Below are 17081 nucleotides of genomic sequence, written 5' to 3'. Positions count from 1 at the left end.
GGCGGGAACTGCGGGGCCGGCGGGAACTGCGACCCACTTCACACTGCCGGCGCTCTCCCCCGTAAGGTTGGACACGATGTTTGACAACGAAGCCGGACACTTGGCAGGACGCACGGCGGCGACTCGACAGCTGGCGGAGCTGCTCCAGGCCGCCCGCTCGGGAACGCCCACGGTCGGCGTCATCCGCGGCAGCCAGGGGATGGGCAAAACCGCCCTGGTGGACTCCTTTCTGCGGCTGGAGAACACCGCCGGCAACCCGCCGTTGATTCTCCGTGCGGCCGGCGCCGCATGGGAGCGGACCACAGACTTCGGGGTGGTCCAGCAGTTACTCTCCGGGGTTACCGGGCCTGTCGCTCCCCCAGCGGCGGAAGCTCCGGCGGAAGTTCCGGCGGAACCAGCGCCGGCAACCGGCCCTGGCGCCGCCGACGGTCCGGCGAATTACGGGAAGCTGCTGCTTGCCACGATTGACCGATTCACCGCGGAGAAAAGTGAGGTGCTGGTCCTATGGATCGATGACCTCCACTGGGCAGACCTGCCCTCCCTGAAAGCCCTGCTTTTCGCGCTGCGCCGAGCGGGGACCAAGGCGCTGTTGACCCTAGTTGCCGCAGATATGACCGTCAGCGGGCTGGACGCGGGCGTCGAGGGGCTTCTTAGTTTTCCGGGCGCCCAGACCATTAAGCTGGGCCCGCTCACGCCGGGTGACGTGCAGTCGATGGCACGCCGAACGCCCGGATCCGCGGACACGGAACTGCCGCTGCCGGCAGCACGGATCCTGGCCGAGCACACGGGCGGCCGCCCGGGACTTATCCAGCCGCTGCTGGAGCAGTATCCGGCATCGGTCTGGTCCACGGGTCAGCGGGTCCTTCCGGTGCCCTCGGAGCTTCGGGCATTTGTCCGAACTGCGCTGGCACAGCTGCCACCGGCCGCAGCCGCGCTCACCGAGGCGGCGGCAGTGCTGGGAGCCCGTCCCCGGCTGGCGCTGGCGGCGGAACTGTCCGGTGTTTCGGACGCTGTTGCTGCCGTCGACGCTGCCGTGGCTGCAGGTCTCCTGGCACTTTCGACGGCGGGGGCGGACACCCTTCTCGAGTTCCCGCTTCCGGCGGTGCGGGCCGCCATTTATCAAAACCTCGGACCCGGCCGACAGACGGCATCACATGCCGCGGCCGCACGCCTGACGGCGATTGGAGCCGGACAGTTGGGGCACCGGGCCGCTGCTGCACTGTTGCCGGACGCTGCGCTTGCCCGCGAACTCGAAGGAGCGGCGACAGCCTACGCCGCCGAAGGTGCCTGGGGTTCCGCTGCCGATGCCTATGCCGAAGCCGCACGGCTTAGCCCGGACTGTCTGGAACGTGAGTCGCTCCTGATCATGGCAGTCGACGCCATGGTCGGGGCCGGTCAGCTCCCCCGCGCCGTGACAGCCGTGGAGACCCTCGCGCCGAGCCCACGCAGCGACGCGGTCCGCGGGTACCTCGCCGTCCTCCGCGGCCGCCCCATGCAGGCCGACGCAATGCTCCGCAAGGCCTGGACTTCGGTCGACCCGGCCACCGACCCCGGGACGGCCGGCCAGATCTGCCAGCGCCAGGTGCTCCACGCCCTGGCCCGCTTCAACGCCAGGGACCTCGTGACGTGGGCTGTCCGGGCCAGGCTCACGGCTCCCCCGGACAGCCCGCCAGCCTTCGAGGCGCAAGCCATCGAAGGGCTCGGACTCGGCGCCATGGGTCGGTACGCTGAAGCAGAAGCGAGTTACGAGTCCGCGGATCAGCCGCCCGAGAACAGCGCCCAGTACCAGCGAATCCATATGGGCAGAGGGTGGCTGCACCTGGCCATGGACCGGCTGGATGAGGCCCGGACCGACCTGGCCGGCGCTGTTCCCACAGAGTTTGGCCGCGGTTCCCACCGCATTGCCCTCTGGACCCAGGCCTGGCTTGCCAGGACAGATTTTGCGTTGGGCGCCTGGGACGGCGCGCTGAGAACGGTAGAGAACGCCGTGGCCTTGCAGGAGGAGTCCGGAATAGAGCTGCTCAGCCCCCTGCTGCATTGGAGCGGCGCACAAATTCATGCGCTCCGCGGCAACTGGGACGCCGCCGCCCACCATCTGGAGCGGGCCGCCGCCGCCGCCGACAGCTACCCGATCATGGTCCTGCCGCACTGCCTCGCCCAGGCGCAGGTCGCGGAAGTCAGGGCAGACTATGAAGGCGTCATCCGCGCGCTCCAGCCTGTCGCCAGAATGGACCGCAGCAGCGGCATTGACGAACCCGGCTTCTGGCCATGGCAGGACCATTACGCCAACGCTTTGGTCATGGTGGGACAACTGGAAGAAGCAGACGCGTTCCTGCGCCCGCACGAGCGGCTGGCCGGGCAGCGCCGGCATCAGTCAACCATGGCGCGGCTGGCGTCCGTCCGGGGAAGAATCCAGGCGGCCTCCGGAGAATTCGACGCCGCCCGCATCACCTTCCTGGACGCTCTCACCCGGCTGGAGAACCTGCCGATGCCTTATGCACGGGCCCGGATAATGTTCGTGTACGGCCAGTCCTTCCGCCGGGCCGGGAAACGGCGCGAGGCGGCCGGGATGCTGATCCAGGCACGCGACCTGTTCGCGGTGCTGGGCGCGGCGGCCTATACCGACCGGTGCGAGCGTGAACTGCGTGCCAGCGGGGTCAGCACCGAGGAGAACCGGCGCCATTCCGCGCCGGCTCCTGCAACGGCTGAGGCCGCAACGCGCTTCGGTGAGCTGACGGATCAGGAACAGGCGGTTGCGGCGCTGGTCGCTTCGGGCCTGACCAACAAGAACACCGCAGCGGAACTCTATGTGTCCGTCAAGACCGTGCAGTACCACCTCACGCGGATCTACCGGAAGCTCCACATCTGCTCACGTTCAGAGCTGGCCGCTGCCTATCTCGAACGGGGCCCGAGCCCCGGGCAGGGCAAAAAGTGACACCCCGGGACCGCGACGGTGCAGCCTTCCTGCACTGCACTACTAAGCCGCAACCGCCGAAAAAGCTGATGCACGCCGGCGCCGGATTCGGAGCCGGGCCACCAACGTCGCGGCGAGCAACGCCGTCGTAAGTTCCAACCCGATGACCCCCAGCGACATGGCCGCTGAGTGGCCCCCCGGTCCTGTCGCGGCCGCGACTGACGGTGCGTGGTTGTGGCCGGCGGCACCGGCGCCCAGGAACAGGAAGGCGTGCAGGAGGGCCATCGCCAGCGCACCGGCCATAACCCGTTGCAGGGCGCCGACGCGGAGGTGCCGCCAAATGTGCACGGTGCACGGGAGGCACACGGCAACCATGGCAACCATCAACGCATTCAGCCACAGTGCGTGCTGGTTCTCTGCCACCAGCCACACGTGGAAGAGGCAGGAGCCGGCCGTCACGGCGGCGCACATCCTGGCGTGGAGCATGGGGCCGGCCGACCGGCCCCACGCCCGAATCCGCGCCATGCCTTAGCTGCTACGCATGGCAGTGGCCGCCGGCCGGCTGGGCGGAGGCCGGGACGTCCAGCACGGGGCTGCGGTCAAAGAAGCCGTCCGGCCGCAGCTTGAAGCCCACGGTGTCCACCGGCATGATGGGCCAGTCCTCGGTCCGGGGGAAATGGGTCAGGCCGAAAGTGTGCCAGACCACGATGTCCTGGCCGTCGATGTCCCGGTCCTGCGCGACATAGGCCGGCAGCCCCGCTCCGCCGGCATGCTGGTTCACGAAATCGCCGGTGGGGTAGCGTTCGTCCTCGGCAAAGCGGGTCACCCAGAGGTCCTTGGTGGCGAATGCCGCCCGGCGGGCAATGGAGGATTGGGGATCCGCCAGCAGTGTGGGCTGGCCCTGGGCGTGGAGTTTGTAGCCCACGGCTTCGCCCAGCCGGTTCCGTGAGTCGGGGTTCGAGATGACCCAGGTCCGCCCGCTGCGGGCGTCGGCCTCGCGGACGCCGTCCGATTCGCGGCTGAGCACGGTCCGTTTCCGGGAGAAGGCGTTGCCGCGTTCGTTGCCCTCGCCCATCACCTGCCGGACCACGTCCTCTTCTTCCACGCGGTTAGTGAAGCCGTCGATGGCCATGTCCAGCCGGGCGCTGAAGAGGTGCTGGTGGTACGGGGCGCCCAGTCCCGGCGCCAGCTGGGAGATGTTGTCCGAGCCGCCTTCGGGGTAGGCGCTGGTAAACACGACGCCGGTGGCCTTGGCCTCGAACTCGATGGTGCCGTCGAGGTAGAGGTACCAGTAGAACCCGTAGTCGTAGTTCCCGATGGTGGTGAAGAACGAGATCACCAGGCGGCGGTTGCGCCGGGTGTACGTGATGCCGGACCAGAGGTCGCTGTGCTTGGCCAGGATGCCCCAGTCCTCCTCGTGCATGCAAATGCCGTTGCGGATCTCGCGCGGATTGCCGAAGGCATCACTGATAACCGGGCTGAGGTAGGTGATCTCCCCCAGGCAGTCGCATCCCAGTTCCAGGGAATTGGCGTACTGGCCCACGAGGTACTCGCCCGTGTCGAAGTAGTTCTGCCAGGAGCGGATCGGCGACGGGTCACCGTAGGGCACCACCATCTCGGCGATGGACGCCCGGTTGATGATCGGTCGCAGCCGGTCTCCGTCCTGGAAGGCGATGTTGTGCAGGACGACGCCTTCCCGGACGTCGAAGCCGACGTCGACGCTCCACTTCTCCCATTCCACGTGGTTCCCGTCGGTCACGGTGAAGCTGGGCCCTTCGGGCTGCGTGATGTTGATGGGCTTCTGCGTGGTCCGCAGCGGCCCGGTCAGCTCCGGATCGGTGTAGTTGCCGTGTTCGGCGGGAACAGGCACAACTCCTGTGTCCAGTACCCGGGTCACCGTCTTGCTGACCACGTCGACGTAGGCCACGAGCCCGTCGACGGGGTGTGCCCAGGCGCTGTCCTCCGGGAACTCCTGCACGAACGCCAGCCCGCGGAGGATGCGGCGGCCTCTCTCCTCGGGGTACTCGAAGACACCGGCAGACAGGGGTGCGACCCTGACCTTGCCGGCGTCCAGTCCGCGCGCGGCCAGCGCCTTGAGCCACCGCGCATCCGAAGCCAGCAGTTCCTCGACCACCTCGAACTCTTCCTCCAGGACCGGGAGCTCGCCCACGACGGCGGTGTCCAGCTCAACGGCGGAAACCACCGCCTTGGCCGTCACGGAGACCGTGACGTCCGCCGGGCGGCCCCCGTCGACGTCGTGGATGAACACACGGAAGCGGCGGTCTTCACCGTCCCTGGCGGCCTCGCGGGCCGGATCCAGCAGGCCCAGGTAGGCAATGCGCTTCTTCGGTCCCAGCAGGCCGGCAGCGAGCAGGACGCTCCGGACCTCGGCGATTTCGGCGCCCGTCGCCAGGCGGTACGGCGCAGCGGTGTCAGTAATTGGGGGCATCATGGCGGCCTTCTGTCCGGGACCTTTGCGGGTCGGATTTTTATTTTCTATAGTTGTAGAGAATACCGATCCGTAAGATGTGCCACAAGAGTCGGCCACGAAATATTTCCCGGGGAGCAGTTCCGTGCCAAAGATTGTTGATCATGATGAGCGCCGCCTGGAGCTCGTGGACGCGACGTGGAGGATCATTGCCCGGCTGGGCATCGAAGGTGCCACCATGCGCGAAATCGCCATCGAGGCAGGGTTCGCCAACGGCGCCCTCAAGCCCTATTTCCCCACCAAGGACGTCCTGCTGGCCTTCGCCTTCAACCATGTCTTCAACCGGACCAATGCGCGGGTGGCAGCGGTCACCGCCGGGAAATCTGGCCTACCGGCCCTGCGGGACTTCTGCCGCGAGGTGCTCCCGCTCGACGAGGAGCGCGTGAACGAGGCGCGGATCGTCATCCCTTTCTGGCAGAAGGCGGTCAATGACGAGGAGAAATCCGCAATCCACCGCGCCTCGATGGACCAGTGGCACCACATGATCCTCGGATACCTCGGCCAGGCCAGGATGAACGGCGACGTCACCACCCCGGTTCCGGATGACGCCATTGCCGGCCAACTGCTGAACATGCTGCTGGGCGCGCAGATTACCGCCGCACTTGCGCCTCCAGAGCTGACGGCGGAGGGGCCCGCGGCCGGCCAGCCACTCAGTGCGGCCCTCGTGGCCCAACTGGAGGGCTACCTTGGCCTGCTCAGCCCGGCCCGCTAATCTTTTTTCGCCGAGTGTCGAAAAAAGATGACACCGGCGGCCGCCGGCGCTAACCTGAAAGGACTGTGTCCCATGACACACCCCCAGGATTATGACGGCGTCAGGATCTGCAATGGCCTCAGCTACCACCCACCGAGCCTCGCAGGACGTCTGCACCAGCGTGGCAACCTCCTTTGACCACTGGAGGCACCTGGTCGCAGAGTCCTTCGTCCCGCTCGCGGCCCAGACGGGCGATCCGGACACCTTCAGCGGCCGTATGCGGTCCCGGCTGCTCGACCGCGTGTGCATCGTCGAGGTCACGGCGTCCAGCCACGAGGTCCACCGCACTCCCGCGCTGATTGCGCAGTCCGGCCAGCGCTACTTCAAACTCAACCTCCAGCTCCACGGAACCGGGCTCCTCATCCAGGACAACCGCGAAGCCGTGCTGCGTCCGGGTGACCTCGCGATCTATGACACCGACCGGCCGTACACGCTGGCGTTCGAGGAGCAGGCCCGCGTGATGGTGGTGATGTTCCCCTACGATGCCCTGTCACTGCCGCCGGAATGCGTGGGGCAGCTCTCGGCCGTGCGGATGGCCGCCGGCGGCAGCCTCACCGGCATCGTCGGGCCGTTCATTGCCCAGCTCGCGGAAAACCTGGACGTCCTGAACGGCCCCAGCGGTTCCCGGTTGACCACCAACGCCCTCGACCTCGTGTCCACGATGCTCCATGCAGAACTGTCCATGACTCCGGACCGGATGAAGCCGCAGGCGCTCCTCGCCACCTCCGTCCGCGAGTACATCGAGGCGAATCTCTCCGACCCCGTCCTCTCCCCCGCCTCCATCGCCGCGGCCCACTTCATCTCCACCCGCCATCTGCACAACGTCTTTCACGAATCGGGCGCCACCGTTTCCGGCTGGATCCGGAGCCAGCGGCTGGAACGGACCCGGCGGGACCTGCGGGATCCGCTGCATGCCGGGGACTCCGTGGGCACGGTCGCCGCCCGCTGGGGATTCCTGGATGCGGCGCACTTCAGCCGCACGTTCCGGGATGCCTTCGGCCAGTCCCCCAGCGACTGGCGCCGCGGCGCCTGAGAGGCCCCTGCATCGAGTGCGGCAACGACCGCGGCAACGACGGGAGGGCGCGGTTCCGGAAAGTCCGGAACCACACCCTCGCGTCGTCGTCCTGGCGCCCGGCTTCCGGCGCAGTGGTGTTCTAACCGACGGACTCCGCCATTCCGGCCCGGTTTCCGCCCCGGCCCAGGACCCGGACCTCCACCAGCAGTCCGGCCACAAACACCGCGGGGACGGCCGCCAGGAGCGCCACGGCGGTTTCGGCGCTGCCGCCAATGAGGGATGTGAAGTTGCTGACCACCAGGTAAAGCACCCAGGCCAGGAGGACGGTGGCCAGCACCGGCGCCACGAGCGTCTGCCAGTACTGCCCGGAGACCCGTTCGCGCCGGAAATACACGACGACGGCAAGGGAGGACAGCATGTACAGCACCAGCAGTGCCGCAACGGCCAGCCCGCTGAACCAGGAGAAGAGGGTCAGGACCGGGTCCAGGGCGAGCAGCGCGAAGGGCGCCACCAGCAGCAGGGCGATGCCGGTCTGGATCCGGGCTGCCACCGCCGGGGCCCGGTGCACATTGGTCCGTGCGACGATGCCGGGCAGGGAACCGCGGAGCGCCAGGGAATGCAGGTAGCGGTTGATGCCGTTATGGAAGGCGATGATGCCGGCCAGCAGGGACGTCACGAGCAGAATTCCGGTGGTGACCCCTGCCCACGGCCCGAACAGCTCCACCATGGGCGTGAGCACGAACGCCGTGGAGTCGCCGGACTCCAGGGCCGCCCCCGCCGCCCCGACGACCTGCGACGGGCCGTAATAGCTGACCAGCATCCAGGAAATGAAGGAGAAAAAGACGGCGATGACGCCCACGGACAGGTAGGTGGCCCGGGCCACGGTCCGCTGGGCGTCCTTGGCCTCGGCCGAATAGATGGCGGTGGATTCGAAGCCGAACATGGAAGCCACCGCGAACATGATGGCCACGCCGGGGGCGCCGCTGGCGATCGCCTCGGGTGAGAAAGACGCGGCAATGCTGAGTCCTTCCGGTCCCCCGCCCCGGAACAGCACGGTCAGCCCGAACATCAGCAGGATCGCGACCTCCAGGCCAACGAGAACTGCCAGGACCCGGGCGCCGAGTTCGATGTTCAGTGAACCCAGGACCTGCACGCCGGCCATGGTCACCACAGCCAGCACCCACCAGGGGACGCTGATTCCGGCGCTGCCGAGAAGGCCGGAAAATGCCGCGCCATAGAGGCCGTACATGGCAGCCTGCACGGTGCTGTAGGCCAGCAGCGCCAGCCACGCGGCGCCGGCGCCGGTCTTCCGCCCGAACGCCGCCGTGACGTAGGCGTAGAAGGCGCCGTTGGCCTGGATCTTCCGGCTCATGGCCACGAAACCCACCGCGAAGATCACGATGACAATGCCGACCACCAGATAGGCGCCGGGCGCTCCGGGGCCATTGCCGAGCGCTGCCGCCAGCGGGGACGCCCCGACGATTCCGGTGAGGGGCGCCTGGGCGGACAGAACAAAGAACAGAATGCCCATGACACCGACGCTGCCGGCGCGCAGGGCAGTGGAGGGCTCGTGCCGGGGAGTGGTTTCTGCGGTCCGGGACTCGGAATTTGAAATACTCATTGGATCCTTCTTAACGGTCATGAGTGCTGGGTCAGTGGTGCCTGGCACCGTGCAAACCAGCATGGCAGCGGCCCCGTGTCCGGCTCTTGTCGATCAGTGACCGTTTGTTGTAGCTGAGCGCAGCGACGCCTTTTCCGCACCGCTCCGAATCTCCCGCTTTGAACGTTGCCGCCATCGTTCGCTCGTCGTCAAGAGTCGTTCCCGCAGAGACAAGCCACCGGGCTTCCGCCGGAGGACGCTTGTAGCAGCGTCTTCAGGCCGCAGGGCCGGACGGATCACCAGCTGCACCTTAACTACTCGAAGTGGAGTACCGATGGAAACCTACGATGCCCTTCTCGCCGCCATCACGCCGTCGTCCGGCCTGACCCGCACGATTCTCGACCCGGCCACGGGCGAACCCGTGGGGGAAGCACCGGTTCATGACGTTGCGGACCTGGAGCGCGCCATCACCGCCGCGGCGGCCGCGCAGCCGGCCTGGGCCGCGCTGGGTCACGACGCCCGCAGCGCTGCGCTGCTCAGGGCCGCCGACGCCGTCGACCGCTCCGCCGAGGAACTCGCCCGGCTGCTCTCCCGGGAGCAGGGCAAGCCATTGAACGGCCCCAACGCCCGCTTCGAAGTCGGCGCCTGCTCGGCCTGGCTCCGTGCCACGGCCGCCACCGGGCTGGAGCCGGAAACCGTGGTCGACGACGGCGAGACCCACGCCGTCGTCAGCTACCGCCCGATCGGTGTCGTCGGTGCGATCGGGCCGTGGAACTGGCCCATGATGATCAGCGTCTGGCAAATCGCCCCCGCCCTGCGGATGGGCAACGCCGTGGTGGTCAAACCCTCCGAATACACCCCGCTCAGCGTCCTGGCGCTGGTCAGCGTCCTGAACCAGGAACTGCCGGAGGGCCTGCTGTCCGTCGTGTCCGGCGGACGCGAGGTCGGCGCGCGTCTGGCCGAGCACCCCGCCATCGGAAAAATCATGTTCACCGGCTCCACCGCCACCGGCAAGGCGATCATCAAATCCTCCGCCGGCACCGTCAAACGGCTCACCCTCGAACTCGGCGGCAACGACGCCGGCATTGTCCTCCCCGACGCCGACCCGAAGTCGATCGCGGAAGGCCTGTTCTGGGGTGCCTTCATCAACACCGGGCAGACCTGCGCGGCCCTCAAGAGGCTGTACGTCCATGACGACATCTACGATGCGGTCTGCACGGAACTCGCCGCCGTCGCCGCGGTAATGCCGATGGGCGTCGGACTCGACGAGGTGAACGTCCTGGGCCCGCTGCAAAACAGGCAGCAGTTCGACATCGTGGCAGGGCTCGTCGATGCCGCCCGCGGCTCCGGCGCCCGGATCCTGCTGGGAGGCAACCCGGCGGCAGACCAGCCGGGCTACTTTTACCCCACCACGCTCGTGGCCGACATCGACAATGACAACCCCCTCGTCGCCGAGGAACAGTTCGGCCCGGCCCTGCCGATCATCCGCTACAGCACCGTCGATGAGGCAGTGGCCATGGCCAACGGCCTCGACGTCGGCCTGGGCGCCTCCGTCTGGTCAGCAGACCCGGCCGCGGCCCGTGCGGTGGCGGCCCGGGTCGAAGCGGGAACAGTGTGGATCAACAAACACGGGGCCGTGGACCCCCGCGTTCCCTTCGGCGGGGCCAAGCAGTCCGGCTACGGACTCGAGTTCGGCGTCGAGGGCCTCAAGGCCCTCGGTGTCCCGCAGGTGATCAACGGCTGAGACTGCAGCACCGGGGCTCCATGGTTGAGGGCCGGCGTCGATGGGCGCCGGCCCTCAACCATGAGACAGCAGGTCTCCCGGATGACACCGGGAGCCTTGCCGATGACCACGGCATCGGCGTTCCGTCGCAGCTCTCACTCATCGGCTATGACAACTCTTACCTGGTGCGCAACAGTACGGCGCCGGTGCGCTGAGCCCTGCGCCGGCCGGTCCCCTACCCACGGAGGTCGAGCGCGTCGAGGAGGCGCCTGACCGAGCCGCCGAGGTTCCACTCGGCCGCGAGACGTTCGAGTTCGGCACGCGAATCGCCGGCGACAGGGCGCAGCTGCGCGCCCGCCTCTTCCAGCGAAGGCAGCTCGAGGTCGCGAACGACGTTCACGACGGCGGGCGCGACCGCAAGGTAGTCCGCGGCCGCTGCAAGCTTCGACCGCACCGACGCTGACAGCCCGCTTCCGGCATCCGCCGCCGCGGCGAGCAGTCCGTCGAGGGTGCCGTACTCGCCAAGCAGGGACGCGGCGGTCTTCTCGCCGATGCCGGCGACGCCCGGCAGTCCGTCGGAGGTGTCGCCGCGGAGCGTCGCGTAGTCGGCGTATTGCCGTGGCAGCACGCGGTATTTGTCGACGACGACAGCGTCGGTGAGGACTTCGAGGTTCTTCATGCCGCGCGCGGTGTAGATCACCCGCACTTGGCGGGCGTCGTCGACGACCTGGAAGAGGTCGCGGTCCCCTGTCACGACGTCGACCGGTAGCCCGGCGTGGCTGGCGTAGGTGCCGACGACGTCGTCGGCCTCGTGTTCGGCGGCCCCCACGACGGCGATGCCGGCGAGCTCGAGCACCCGCCGGATCAACGGAATCTGCGCCTCGAGCGCGTCCGGCACGACCTCCACGTCGGGGGCACCCGCGACCACTTCGGCAACGCGGTGCGACTTGTAGCTGGGGATGAGGTCGACCCGCCATTGCGGACGCCAGTCGTCGTCCCAGCATGCAACGAGATGGGTCGCCTCGTAATCGGTGGTGAGCCGCGCGATCATGTCGAGAAGGCCGCGGACGGCGTTCACCGGCGTGCCGTCGGCGCGGCGGATCGTATCGGGCACGCCGTAGAAGGCGCGGAAGTAGAGCGACGCGGTGTCCAGCAGCATCAGGCGGTGGGGCATACCTGATCCTGACACGGCCGGGCACGTTCGCGCTGGACGGTCACTGTTCCGTGTCGTCGTCGACGGTCAGGACGTCATGCCATTTCCTGAGGACATCCGGGGAGCAACGTCCTACGATTCAGCCATGAAGCAAGAGACATGGAAGAAGTATTCCGAGTGGCCCCTCGTTGGTGCGGCCTTCCTTTTCCTGGCGGCGTATTCCATTCTGATCATCGCGGAACCGCCCGCCCCCTACGCGGACGCTCTGGTCATTGTCATCTGGTCAACATGGGCTGCCTTCGGCGTCGACTACGTCGTGAAACTGCTCCTCGCGCCCCAGCCGGGTCGATGGTTCATCCGCCACCCCTTTGAGTTGCTTATGGTGGTGCTTCCGGTGATGCGTCCATTGCGGCTACTGCGGCCCTTCACGTTGCGTCAAGTCATGGACCGGGCACCGGGCACTGCCATCAGGTCGCGTGTTATGGCCTACGTCATTGCATCCGCCATCATTCTCATCTACACCGTGGCCCTGAGCGTCCTCAGCTTCGAAAAGAGCGCCCAGAACGCGAATATCACCACGATGGGTGATTCCCTGTGGTGGGCGATGGTCACCATCACCACCATCGGCTACGGCGACTTTTATCCCGTCACCATACTGGGTCGTTGGGCTGCGGCCGCTCTGATGATCGGCGGCTTCGTCGTTCTGAGTATGGTCACCGCGACCGTGTCTTCCTGGCTGGTTGAAAGTGTGGCGGCCGCAACCGATGCCCGGGTGAGAGCGGACGAAACGGCAAGGAACGAGGAGCTCGCCCGGCTTACGGCGCAGGTCGAGAGGCTCCATCACCGGCTGGCCCTGGGCCAGCAGGAAACCGGACGTGGCCACACTGAGGACAAACCGGGCAAGGAGCCCGGGTAGGGGAAGCAATGCGCCGACCCTCGGGCGGTCTCGCCGGTGCGTTGACGATTAGGCGCTTCGGGGCCACAATCGCATTGTGACGGCGGTCGAGATACATGACCATGCAGCCATTTTGATGAGCACGGAGCCAAGGCGCCTTTGCGCGCTCAGCCGGGACCGGACCCAGGCACCCAGTGCCGGTGGCGGTTCCTGACGGAAGTGGGAGGTCGCCGATCATGGCCGAGACCAAAGTCAAGCACCCGAGCGTCGAGGAACGTCTTGCGAAGGGCAAAGGGTGCCGGGAACAGACTCCCGTCTCCAGCCACACGGGTTGGGTTCCCGCGCCCGACCGCCCCGATCCCGTCGCACTGCTCGAGGAACAGAACCTCACCCGGGAACAAGACCTGGTACCGGTGCGTCACGGCCGGATGCTGGTCTCACCGTTCACGTTTTACCGGGGTGCGGCCAAGATCATGGCAACCGATCTGAAGGACACCCCCCGGGCCGGCCTGGTGTCCCAACTGTGCGGTGACGCACACCTTTCCAATTTCGGCGTATTCGCCTCACCAGAGCGAACCCTGCTATTCGACCTCAACGATTTCGACGAGACACTGCCCGGGCCCTTCGAATACGACGTCAAACGCATGGCGGCGAGCTTCACCATTGCTGCGCGGAACAACGCATTCACCGCGGAAGAAACGCGCGACGTCACCCTCGCCGCCGTCCGGGCGTACCGCGAGGCGATGGCCGAGTTCGCGCAGATGGGTACCCTGGACATCTGGTATGCCCGCCTGTCCGAGGATCAGCTGATGGAAACGATCGACCTGGCCGTGGCAAGCCAGAAGGGGAAGGCCCTCAAGAAGGCTGCTGAAGGCTTGGGAAAGGCGGCCCGGCAGAACGTCGCTAAAGCGCACACCAGAGACAGCCTGCAGGCACTGTCCAAGCTCGCCGAGCGCGTTGACGGGAAGTACCAAATCGTCAGCCAGCCACCGATTGTCATACCCGTACGGGAACTGGCAGCCACGTACGGTATGTCTGGCGACGAGGTTCAGAAAGCGGTTCGTGAACAGCTCCGTTCCTACCGGGCCACACTGCCGGATGACAGGCGCCATCTCCTTGAGCACTTCGAAGTCATTGACGTCGCCCGCAAGGTCGTGGGCGTCGGCAGCGTCGGCACGCGGGCGTTCATCGCCTTGCTTCAGGGGCGGGATGAGCAGGATCCGCTGTTCCTGCAGGTCAAGGAGGCCACGAGGTCGGTGCTTGAGGACCATTTGCCGAAGAGCCGCTACAAGCAGCCGGGCGAGCGCGTTGTGCAGGGGCAGCGGATGATGCAGGCCGCGAGCGACATCTTCCTGGGGTGGACCAAAGGCGTGCAGGACAACCGGTACCTGTATTGGCGCCAACTGCGTGACATGAAGGGCTCAGCCGTTGTGGAAGGGATGAAGCCGCTCGGCATGTCGCTCTACGCCCACGTCTGCGGGTGGACCCTCGCCCGTGCCCACGCCCGGTCGGGCGACCCGATCGCGATCGCCGCCTATCTGGGCAAGAGCGATAAGTTCGACCGGTCCATCACCGACTTCTCCGGACGCTACGCCGACCAGAACGAACAGGACTACCAGGCTTTTGCCGACGCGGTCCGTTCCGGCCGGCTGGAGGCAACCGAGGCCATCTAGGCCTCCGGATTGTCAGCGGCCGGGCGGAAGCGGCGGGAGCTGGTCGTCCTTGCCGACGTTCTGTATGCCGGCCGGTGCGCCCGTCCGTTCGCGCGTCCTGGTGTTGTTGCGCCTGGTGATCAGCCACGTGATGAACCACAGCACGACGCCGATCACCATCAGCCCCCCGGCGATCTGGTACTGGATGACGGGCCGGCCGACCCACGGCCCGGCGAGGAAAGCACACAGCAGGGCCGCGACGAACGGCAGCTGCCCGGGCGAGGTGAAGAACACCTGGCGGTTCGGGTCCCGCTTGCCGCGGAGTACGAGGCAGGCCACATTCACCACGGTGAAAACACACAACAGCAGGAACGCCGTGGTGCCGGAGAGGTTCGCGACGACGTTGCTGTCCGGGTCGCTGGTGACGTACCAGATCAGCCCCAGCGCGAGGACAGTCGAGAAGGCGATGCCGGCCCACGGAGTACGGCGTTCCGGAAGCACCTTTCCCAGCGACCGCGGAAGGACGTTCTGGCGGGCCATGCCGTAGATCAGGCGGCTGGCCATCAACATGTTGATCAATGCGGTGTTGGCGACGGCGAAGACCGCCAGGAACGGAAAGACCTTGTCGATCGGGAAGTCCGGTGAGCCCTTGTGGACCACTTCGAGGAGCGCGGCGCCTTCTGCCTCCCTGATTCCCTCGAGTTCGGTCGGCGTGAGCACACTGACCACGGACACGGCCACCAGCATGTAAAGAATCACCGCGATGCCGAGACCGGTCAGCATGGTCCGCGGAAAGATCCGCTCGGGATTCTGGGTCTCTTCGACCATGTTCACCGAGTCCTCGAACCCAACCATCGCGAAGAACGCGATGGAGGTGGCCGCGGTGACTGCCAGGAACAGTCCTTTGTCCTGGGAGTCGGTGAAGACTGTGATCTCGTCGAAGTTCCCGCCTCCCTGGGCGATCACGGAGAAGCCGACGCCGATCACGATGCACAGGGCGGTCATCTCGACCAGGGTGAGCACCACGTTGAACTTCACGCTCTCGCCCACTCCCCGCAGGTTGATCGCCGCCAGCACCAACATGAAGCCCATCGCAACGGCAGTGACCGCACCCTGCCCGGGCATGCTCATCCAGCCGTTGATCACCAGGCCCCCGAAGAGGTTCTGGGCGAGTACGTTCGCGGATGTCGATGCACTGGTGATGCCGGAGCAGACGACGGCGAAGGCGACCAGGAAGGTCACGAAGTGGATCCCAAAGGCCTTGTGGGCGTAAAGCGCAGCACCGGCCGCCTGCGGATACTGCGTCACCAGCTCTAGGTAGGAGAACGCGGTCAACGTCGCGACGATGAACGCGAGCAGGAACGGCAGCCAGACGAGGCCACCGACCGTTCCGGCCATGGTTCCGGTGACGGCGTAGACACCGGCACCGAGGATGTCACCGACGATGAACAGCAGCAAGAGCTTGGGTCCCAGGACCCGCTTGAGCTCGGGTTGATCCCCTTCGGGAGTTGCATCGAACACTTTGTCTTCAGTTGTGCTCATGGTTGACCTCCCCTGCAGCTGCGCGGCTCCCCGGTGAGCCGCGCAGGACCCGACACTGATGCCTCACTCTGACCCCACCCAAGTCGCTTTGGCAACAACCAACGTCGAGTACCGCGGCGTCACGCCGGGAGCAGCCAGGAGTCTCCCGGCCGAGCGCTTACGGATCGGGCGCAACCGGAAGGTCCACCTGACCGGGCGGGAGGTCCCCCGGATCGGTCGGAGTGCCCCCCGGATCAGGCGCCGGGTCACCCCAAATGATTGTAGGTTGTGATGATCCCGTTGCCATGGTCGACTTCAACGCGATTACCGCCGCCCCAGGCATGCCATCCGACTGCCCGTGCCACACCTGCGTCGGATGAGTAGACACGGGTCCCGCACTTTGCCGCAAAGTCCTGCCCGTAGTGAAATTCCCCGGCAGCGCCGCTGAGTGGATTGATTCGGAGTCCAAACGGAGAAGACGGTTTCAGGACTTCCAAAGGCGCAAGCAACGTTCCCGCGGATGGACGCGCAAGTCCACGGGAGGCAACGGTCCTTTCTCGTGTACCGTCCGCTGCGATGGTTTCGACCTCGACCCGTTCGAAAGAGAGGATCCCGGCGGGGTCCGCCACCACCGGAACCGACCGTGCGGGCACCGCGGGCGGAGTCGCCGCATTTCCGGCCGTCCCAGCGGCCGACGTCGTGAATGCCATTCGGTTGGCGGAGACGGCCACGGCGGCCTCGGCCGTGGTGCGAACTGGAAGCCACGGCGCCAGGAGTCCGAGAACCACGAATACAACCACGGCCAGCAAGTCGGCGTGAGCCGTCCGTCGGGGCGGACACCCCGGCGGCCGGTCGAAGTCACCCTTGTCGTGGCGTTGGAACACAAGCTTTCCCACCCGAATCCTGGTACCGGCATTGGATTTCACTTTCTAGGCCGCCGCTAAGAAATGAGCGCCCAAAGAGGCAGCCAAGAGGGCACTGAGCCACACCTGCCCGGGATGGACTGATACCGGGAGTCGGCCAGCCCGACGCCCATCCATCCCGGTCCGGCGTCGGCCAGACCCTCCCTGACGAGGAACCGCTTAGCTCCTCGCGGTTGCGGTGACGTTTTCGAGGACGACGGCGAGGCCCTGGCCGACGCCGATGCAGATCGCGGCGACGCCCCAGCGTTCGCCGGAGGCCTGCAGGGACCGGGCCAGGGTGCCGAGGATGCGGCCGCCGGAGGCGCCCAGGGGGTGGCCCATGGCGATCGCGCCGCCGTGCCGGTTCACGAATCCGGGGTCGACGCCCCAGGCGTTGATGCAGGCCAGGGACTGCGCGGCGAAGGCCTCGTTGAGTTCGACGGCGCCGACCTGGTCCCAGCCGATGC

13 protein-coding genes and 1 pseudogene are annotated in these 17081 nt (G+C 66.9%); 7 read left to right on the top strand and 7 right to left on the bottom strand.

The window, feature by feature from the left end:
* The first annotated feature begins 76 nt into the window (after positions 1 to 76).
* A complete protein-coding gene (locus ABIC21_RS10850) occupies positions 77 to 2935 on the top strand; it encodes a helix-turn-helix transcriptional regulator (protein WP_354350410.1) in 2859 nt (952 codons plus the stop codon).
* A 42-nt stretch (positions 2936 to 2977) separates the two neighbouring features.
* Here ABIC21_RS10850 and ABIC21_RS10845 read toward each other — a convergent pair whose 3' ends face one another.
* Together ABIC21_RS10845 and ABIC21_RS10840 are read right to left on the bottom strand one after the other, a co-directional pair.
* Positions 2978 to 3400: a hypothetical protein gene (locus ABIC21_RS10845; protein ID WP_354350409.1), complete on the bottom strand. Its 423-nt coding sequence runs from the start codon at positions 3398 to 3400 to the stop codon at positions 2978 to 2980.
* A gap of 49 nt (positions 3401 to 3449) precedes the next feature.
* The gene (locus ABIC21_RS10840) at positions 3450 to 5366 is read right to left on the bottom strand and encodes a primary-amine oxidase (protein WP_354350408.1); all 1917 of its coding nucleotides are present in this window, start codon (positions 5364 to 5366) and stop codon (positions 3450 to 3452) included.
* Positions 5367 to 5487: 121 nt separating this feature from the next.
* Between ABIC21_RS10840 and ABIC21_RS10835 the strand changes: the two genes are divergently transcribed.
* Together ABIC21_RS10835 and ABIC21_RS10830 are read left to right on the top strand one after the other, a co-directional pair.
* Complete coding sequence (locus ABIC21_RS10835) at positions 5488 to 6114, top strand: TetR/AcrR family transcriptional regulator (protein WP_354350407.1); 627 nt, start codon at positions 5488 to 5490, stop codon at positions 6112 to 6114.
* Positions 6115 to 6226: 112 nt separating this feature from the next.
* On the top strand, positions 6227 to 7186 hold the full coding sequence (locus ABIC21_RS10830) for an AraC-like ligand-binding domain-containing protein (RefSeq protein ID WP_354350406.1): 960 nt from the start codon (positions 6227 to 6229) through the stop codon (positions 7184 to 7186).
* A gap of 121 nt (positions 7187 to 7307) precedes the next feature.
* Here the strand turns inward: ABIC21_RS10830 and ABIC21_RS10825 are convergent, their stop codons facing one another.
* Positions 7308 to 8789 (bottom strand): APC family permease, encoded by a 1482-nt coding sequence (locus ABIC21_RS10825; protein ID WP_354350405.1) that lies wholly within the window; start codon positions 8787 to 8789, stop codon positions 7308 to 7310.
* Between the two features lie 313 nt (positions 8790 to 9102).
* Here ABIC21_RS10825 and ABIC21_RS10820 point away from each other — a divergent pair, with 313 nt between their 5' ends.
* Complete coding sequence (locus tag ABIC21_RS10820; protein ID WP_354350404.1) at positions 9103 to 10512, top strand: aldehyde dehydrogenase family protein; 1410 nt, start codon at positions 9103 to 9105, stop codon at positions 10510 to 10512.
* Between the two features lie 20 nt (positions 10513 to 10532).
* Positions 10533 to 10706, top strand: a complete 174-nt coding sequence (locus ABIC21_RS10815; RefSeq protein WP_354350403.1) for a hypothetical protein — start codon at positions 10533 to 10535, stop codon at positions 10704 to 10706.
* Positions 10707 to 10726: 20 nt separating this feature from the next.
* On the opposite strand, the gene ABIC21_RS10810 is transcribed toward ABIC21_RS10815, so the two are convergent.
* Positions 10727 to 11665, bottom strand: a complete 939-nt coding sequence (locus ABIC21_RS10810; RefSeq protein ID WP_354350402.1) for a 5'-3' exonuclease — start codon at positions 11663 to 11665, stop codon at positions 10727 to 10729.
* Positions 11666 to 11789: 124 nt separating this feature from the next.
* Between ABIC21_RS10810 and ABIC21_RS10805 the strand changes: the two genes are divergently transcribed.
* Together ABIC21_RS10805 and ABIC21_RS10800 are read left to right on the top strand one after the other, a co-directional pair.
* Positions 11790 to 12560: a potassium channel family protein gene (locus tag ABIC21_RS10805; protein ID WP_354350401.1), complete on the top strand. Its 771-nt coding sequence runs from the start codon at positions 11790 to 11792 to the stop codon at positions 12558 to 12560.
* Positions 12561 to 12775: 215 nt separating this feature from the next.
* Positions 12776 to 14212 (top strand): DUF2252 domain-containing protein, encoded by a 1437-nt coding sequence (locus ABIC21_RS10800; protein ID WP_354350400.1) that lies wholly within the window; start codon positions 12776 to 12778, stop codon positions 14210 to 14212.
* Between the two features lie 12 nt (positions 14213 to 14224).
* Here the strand turns inward: ABIC21_RS10800 and ABIC21_RS10795 are convergent, their stop codons facing one another.
* The 3 genes and pseudogenes from ABIC21_RS10795 to ABIC21_RS10785 all read right to left on the bottom strand — a co-directional run.
* Positions 14225 to 15733, bottom strand: a complete 1509-nt coding sequence (locus ABIC21_RS10795; RefSeq protein ID WP_354350399.1) for an APC family permease — start codon at positions 15731 to 15733, stop codon at positions 14225 to 14227.
* Positions 15734 to 15978: 245 nt separating this feature from the next.
* Positions 15979 to 16422 carry a M23 family metallopeptidase gene (locus ABIC21_RS10790; RefSeq protein WP_354350582.1) on the bottom strand — a complete coding sequence of 148 codons (444 nt, stop codon included), beginning with the start codon at positions 16420 to 16422 and terminating at the stop codon, positions 15979 to 15981.
* Positions 16423 to 16794: 372 nt separating this feature from the next.
* Positions 16795 to 17081, bottom strand: a pseudogene (locus tag ABIC21_RS10785) (3-oxoadipyl-CoA thiolase); the annotation flags it as partial.

Source organism: Pseudarthrobacter sp. PvP090 (assembly GCF_040547365.1).
In the GTDB taxonomy this organism is placed as follows: domain Bacteria; phylum Actinomycetota; class Actinomycetes; order Actinomycetales; family Micrococcaceae; genus Arthrobacter.
This window is presented reverse-complemented; position numbering and strand designations above follow the sequence as displayed.

Bases quoted from the DNA above. Each gene is read 5' to 3' on its own strand.
- ABIC21_RS10850 (WP_354350410.1), top strand. From the start codon at position 77: ATGTTTGACAACGAAGCCGGACACTTGGCAGGACGCACGGCGGCGACT.
- ABIC21_RS10845 (WP_354350409.1), bottom strand. From the start codon at position 3,400: ATGCTCCACGCCAGGATGTGCGCCGCCGTGACGGCCGGCTCCTGCCTC.
- ABIC21_RS10840 (WP_354350408.1), bottom strand. From the start codon at position 5,366: ATGATGCCCCCAATTACTGACACCGCTGCGCCGTACCGCCTGGCGACG.
- ABIC21_RS10830 (WP_354350406.1), top strand. From the start codon at position 6,227: ATGGCCTCAGCTACCACCCACCGAGCCTCGCAGGACGTCTGCACCAGC.
- ABIC21_RS10825 (WP_354350405.1), bottom strand. From the start codon at position 8,789: ATGAGTATTTCAAATTCCGAGTCCCGGACCGCAGAAACCACTCCCCGG.
- ABIC21_RS10820 (WP_354350404.1), top strand. From the start codon at position 9,103: ATGGAAACCTACGATGCCCTTCTCGCCGCCATCACGCCGTCGTCCGGC.
- ABIC21_RS10815 (WP_354350403.1), top strand. From the start codon at position 10,533: ATGGTTGAGGGCCGGCGTCGATGGGCGCCGGCCCTCAACCATGAGACA.
- ABIC21_RS10810 (WP_354350402.1), bottom strand. From the start codon at position 11,665: ATGCCCCACCGCCTGATGCTGCTGGACACCGCGTCGCTCTACTTCCGC.
- ABIC21_RS10805 (WP_354350401.1), top strand. From the start codon at position 11,790: ATGAAGCAAGAGACATGGAAGAAGTATTCCGAGTGGCCCCTCGTTGGT.
- ABIC21_RS10800 (WP_354350400.1), top strand. From the start codon at position 12,776: ATGGCCGAGACCAAAGTCAAGCACCCGAGCGTCGAGGAACGTCTTGCG.
- ABIC21_RS10795 (WP_354350399.1), bottom strand. From the start codon at position 15,733: ATGAGCACAACTGAAGACAAAGTGTTCGATGCAACTCCCGAAGGGGAT.
- ABIC21_RS10790 (WP_354350582.1), bottom strand. From the start codon at position 16,422: ATGGCATTCACGACGTCGGCCGCTGGGACGGCCGGAAATGCGGCGACT.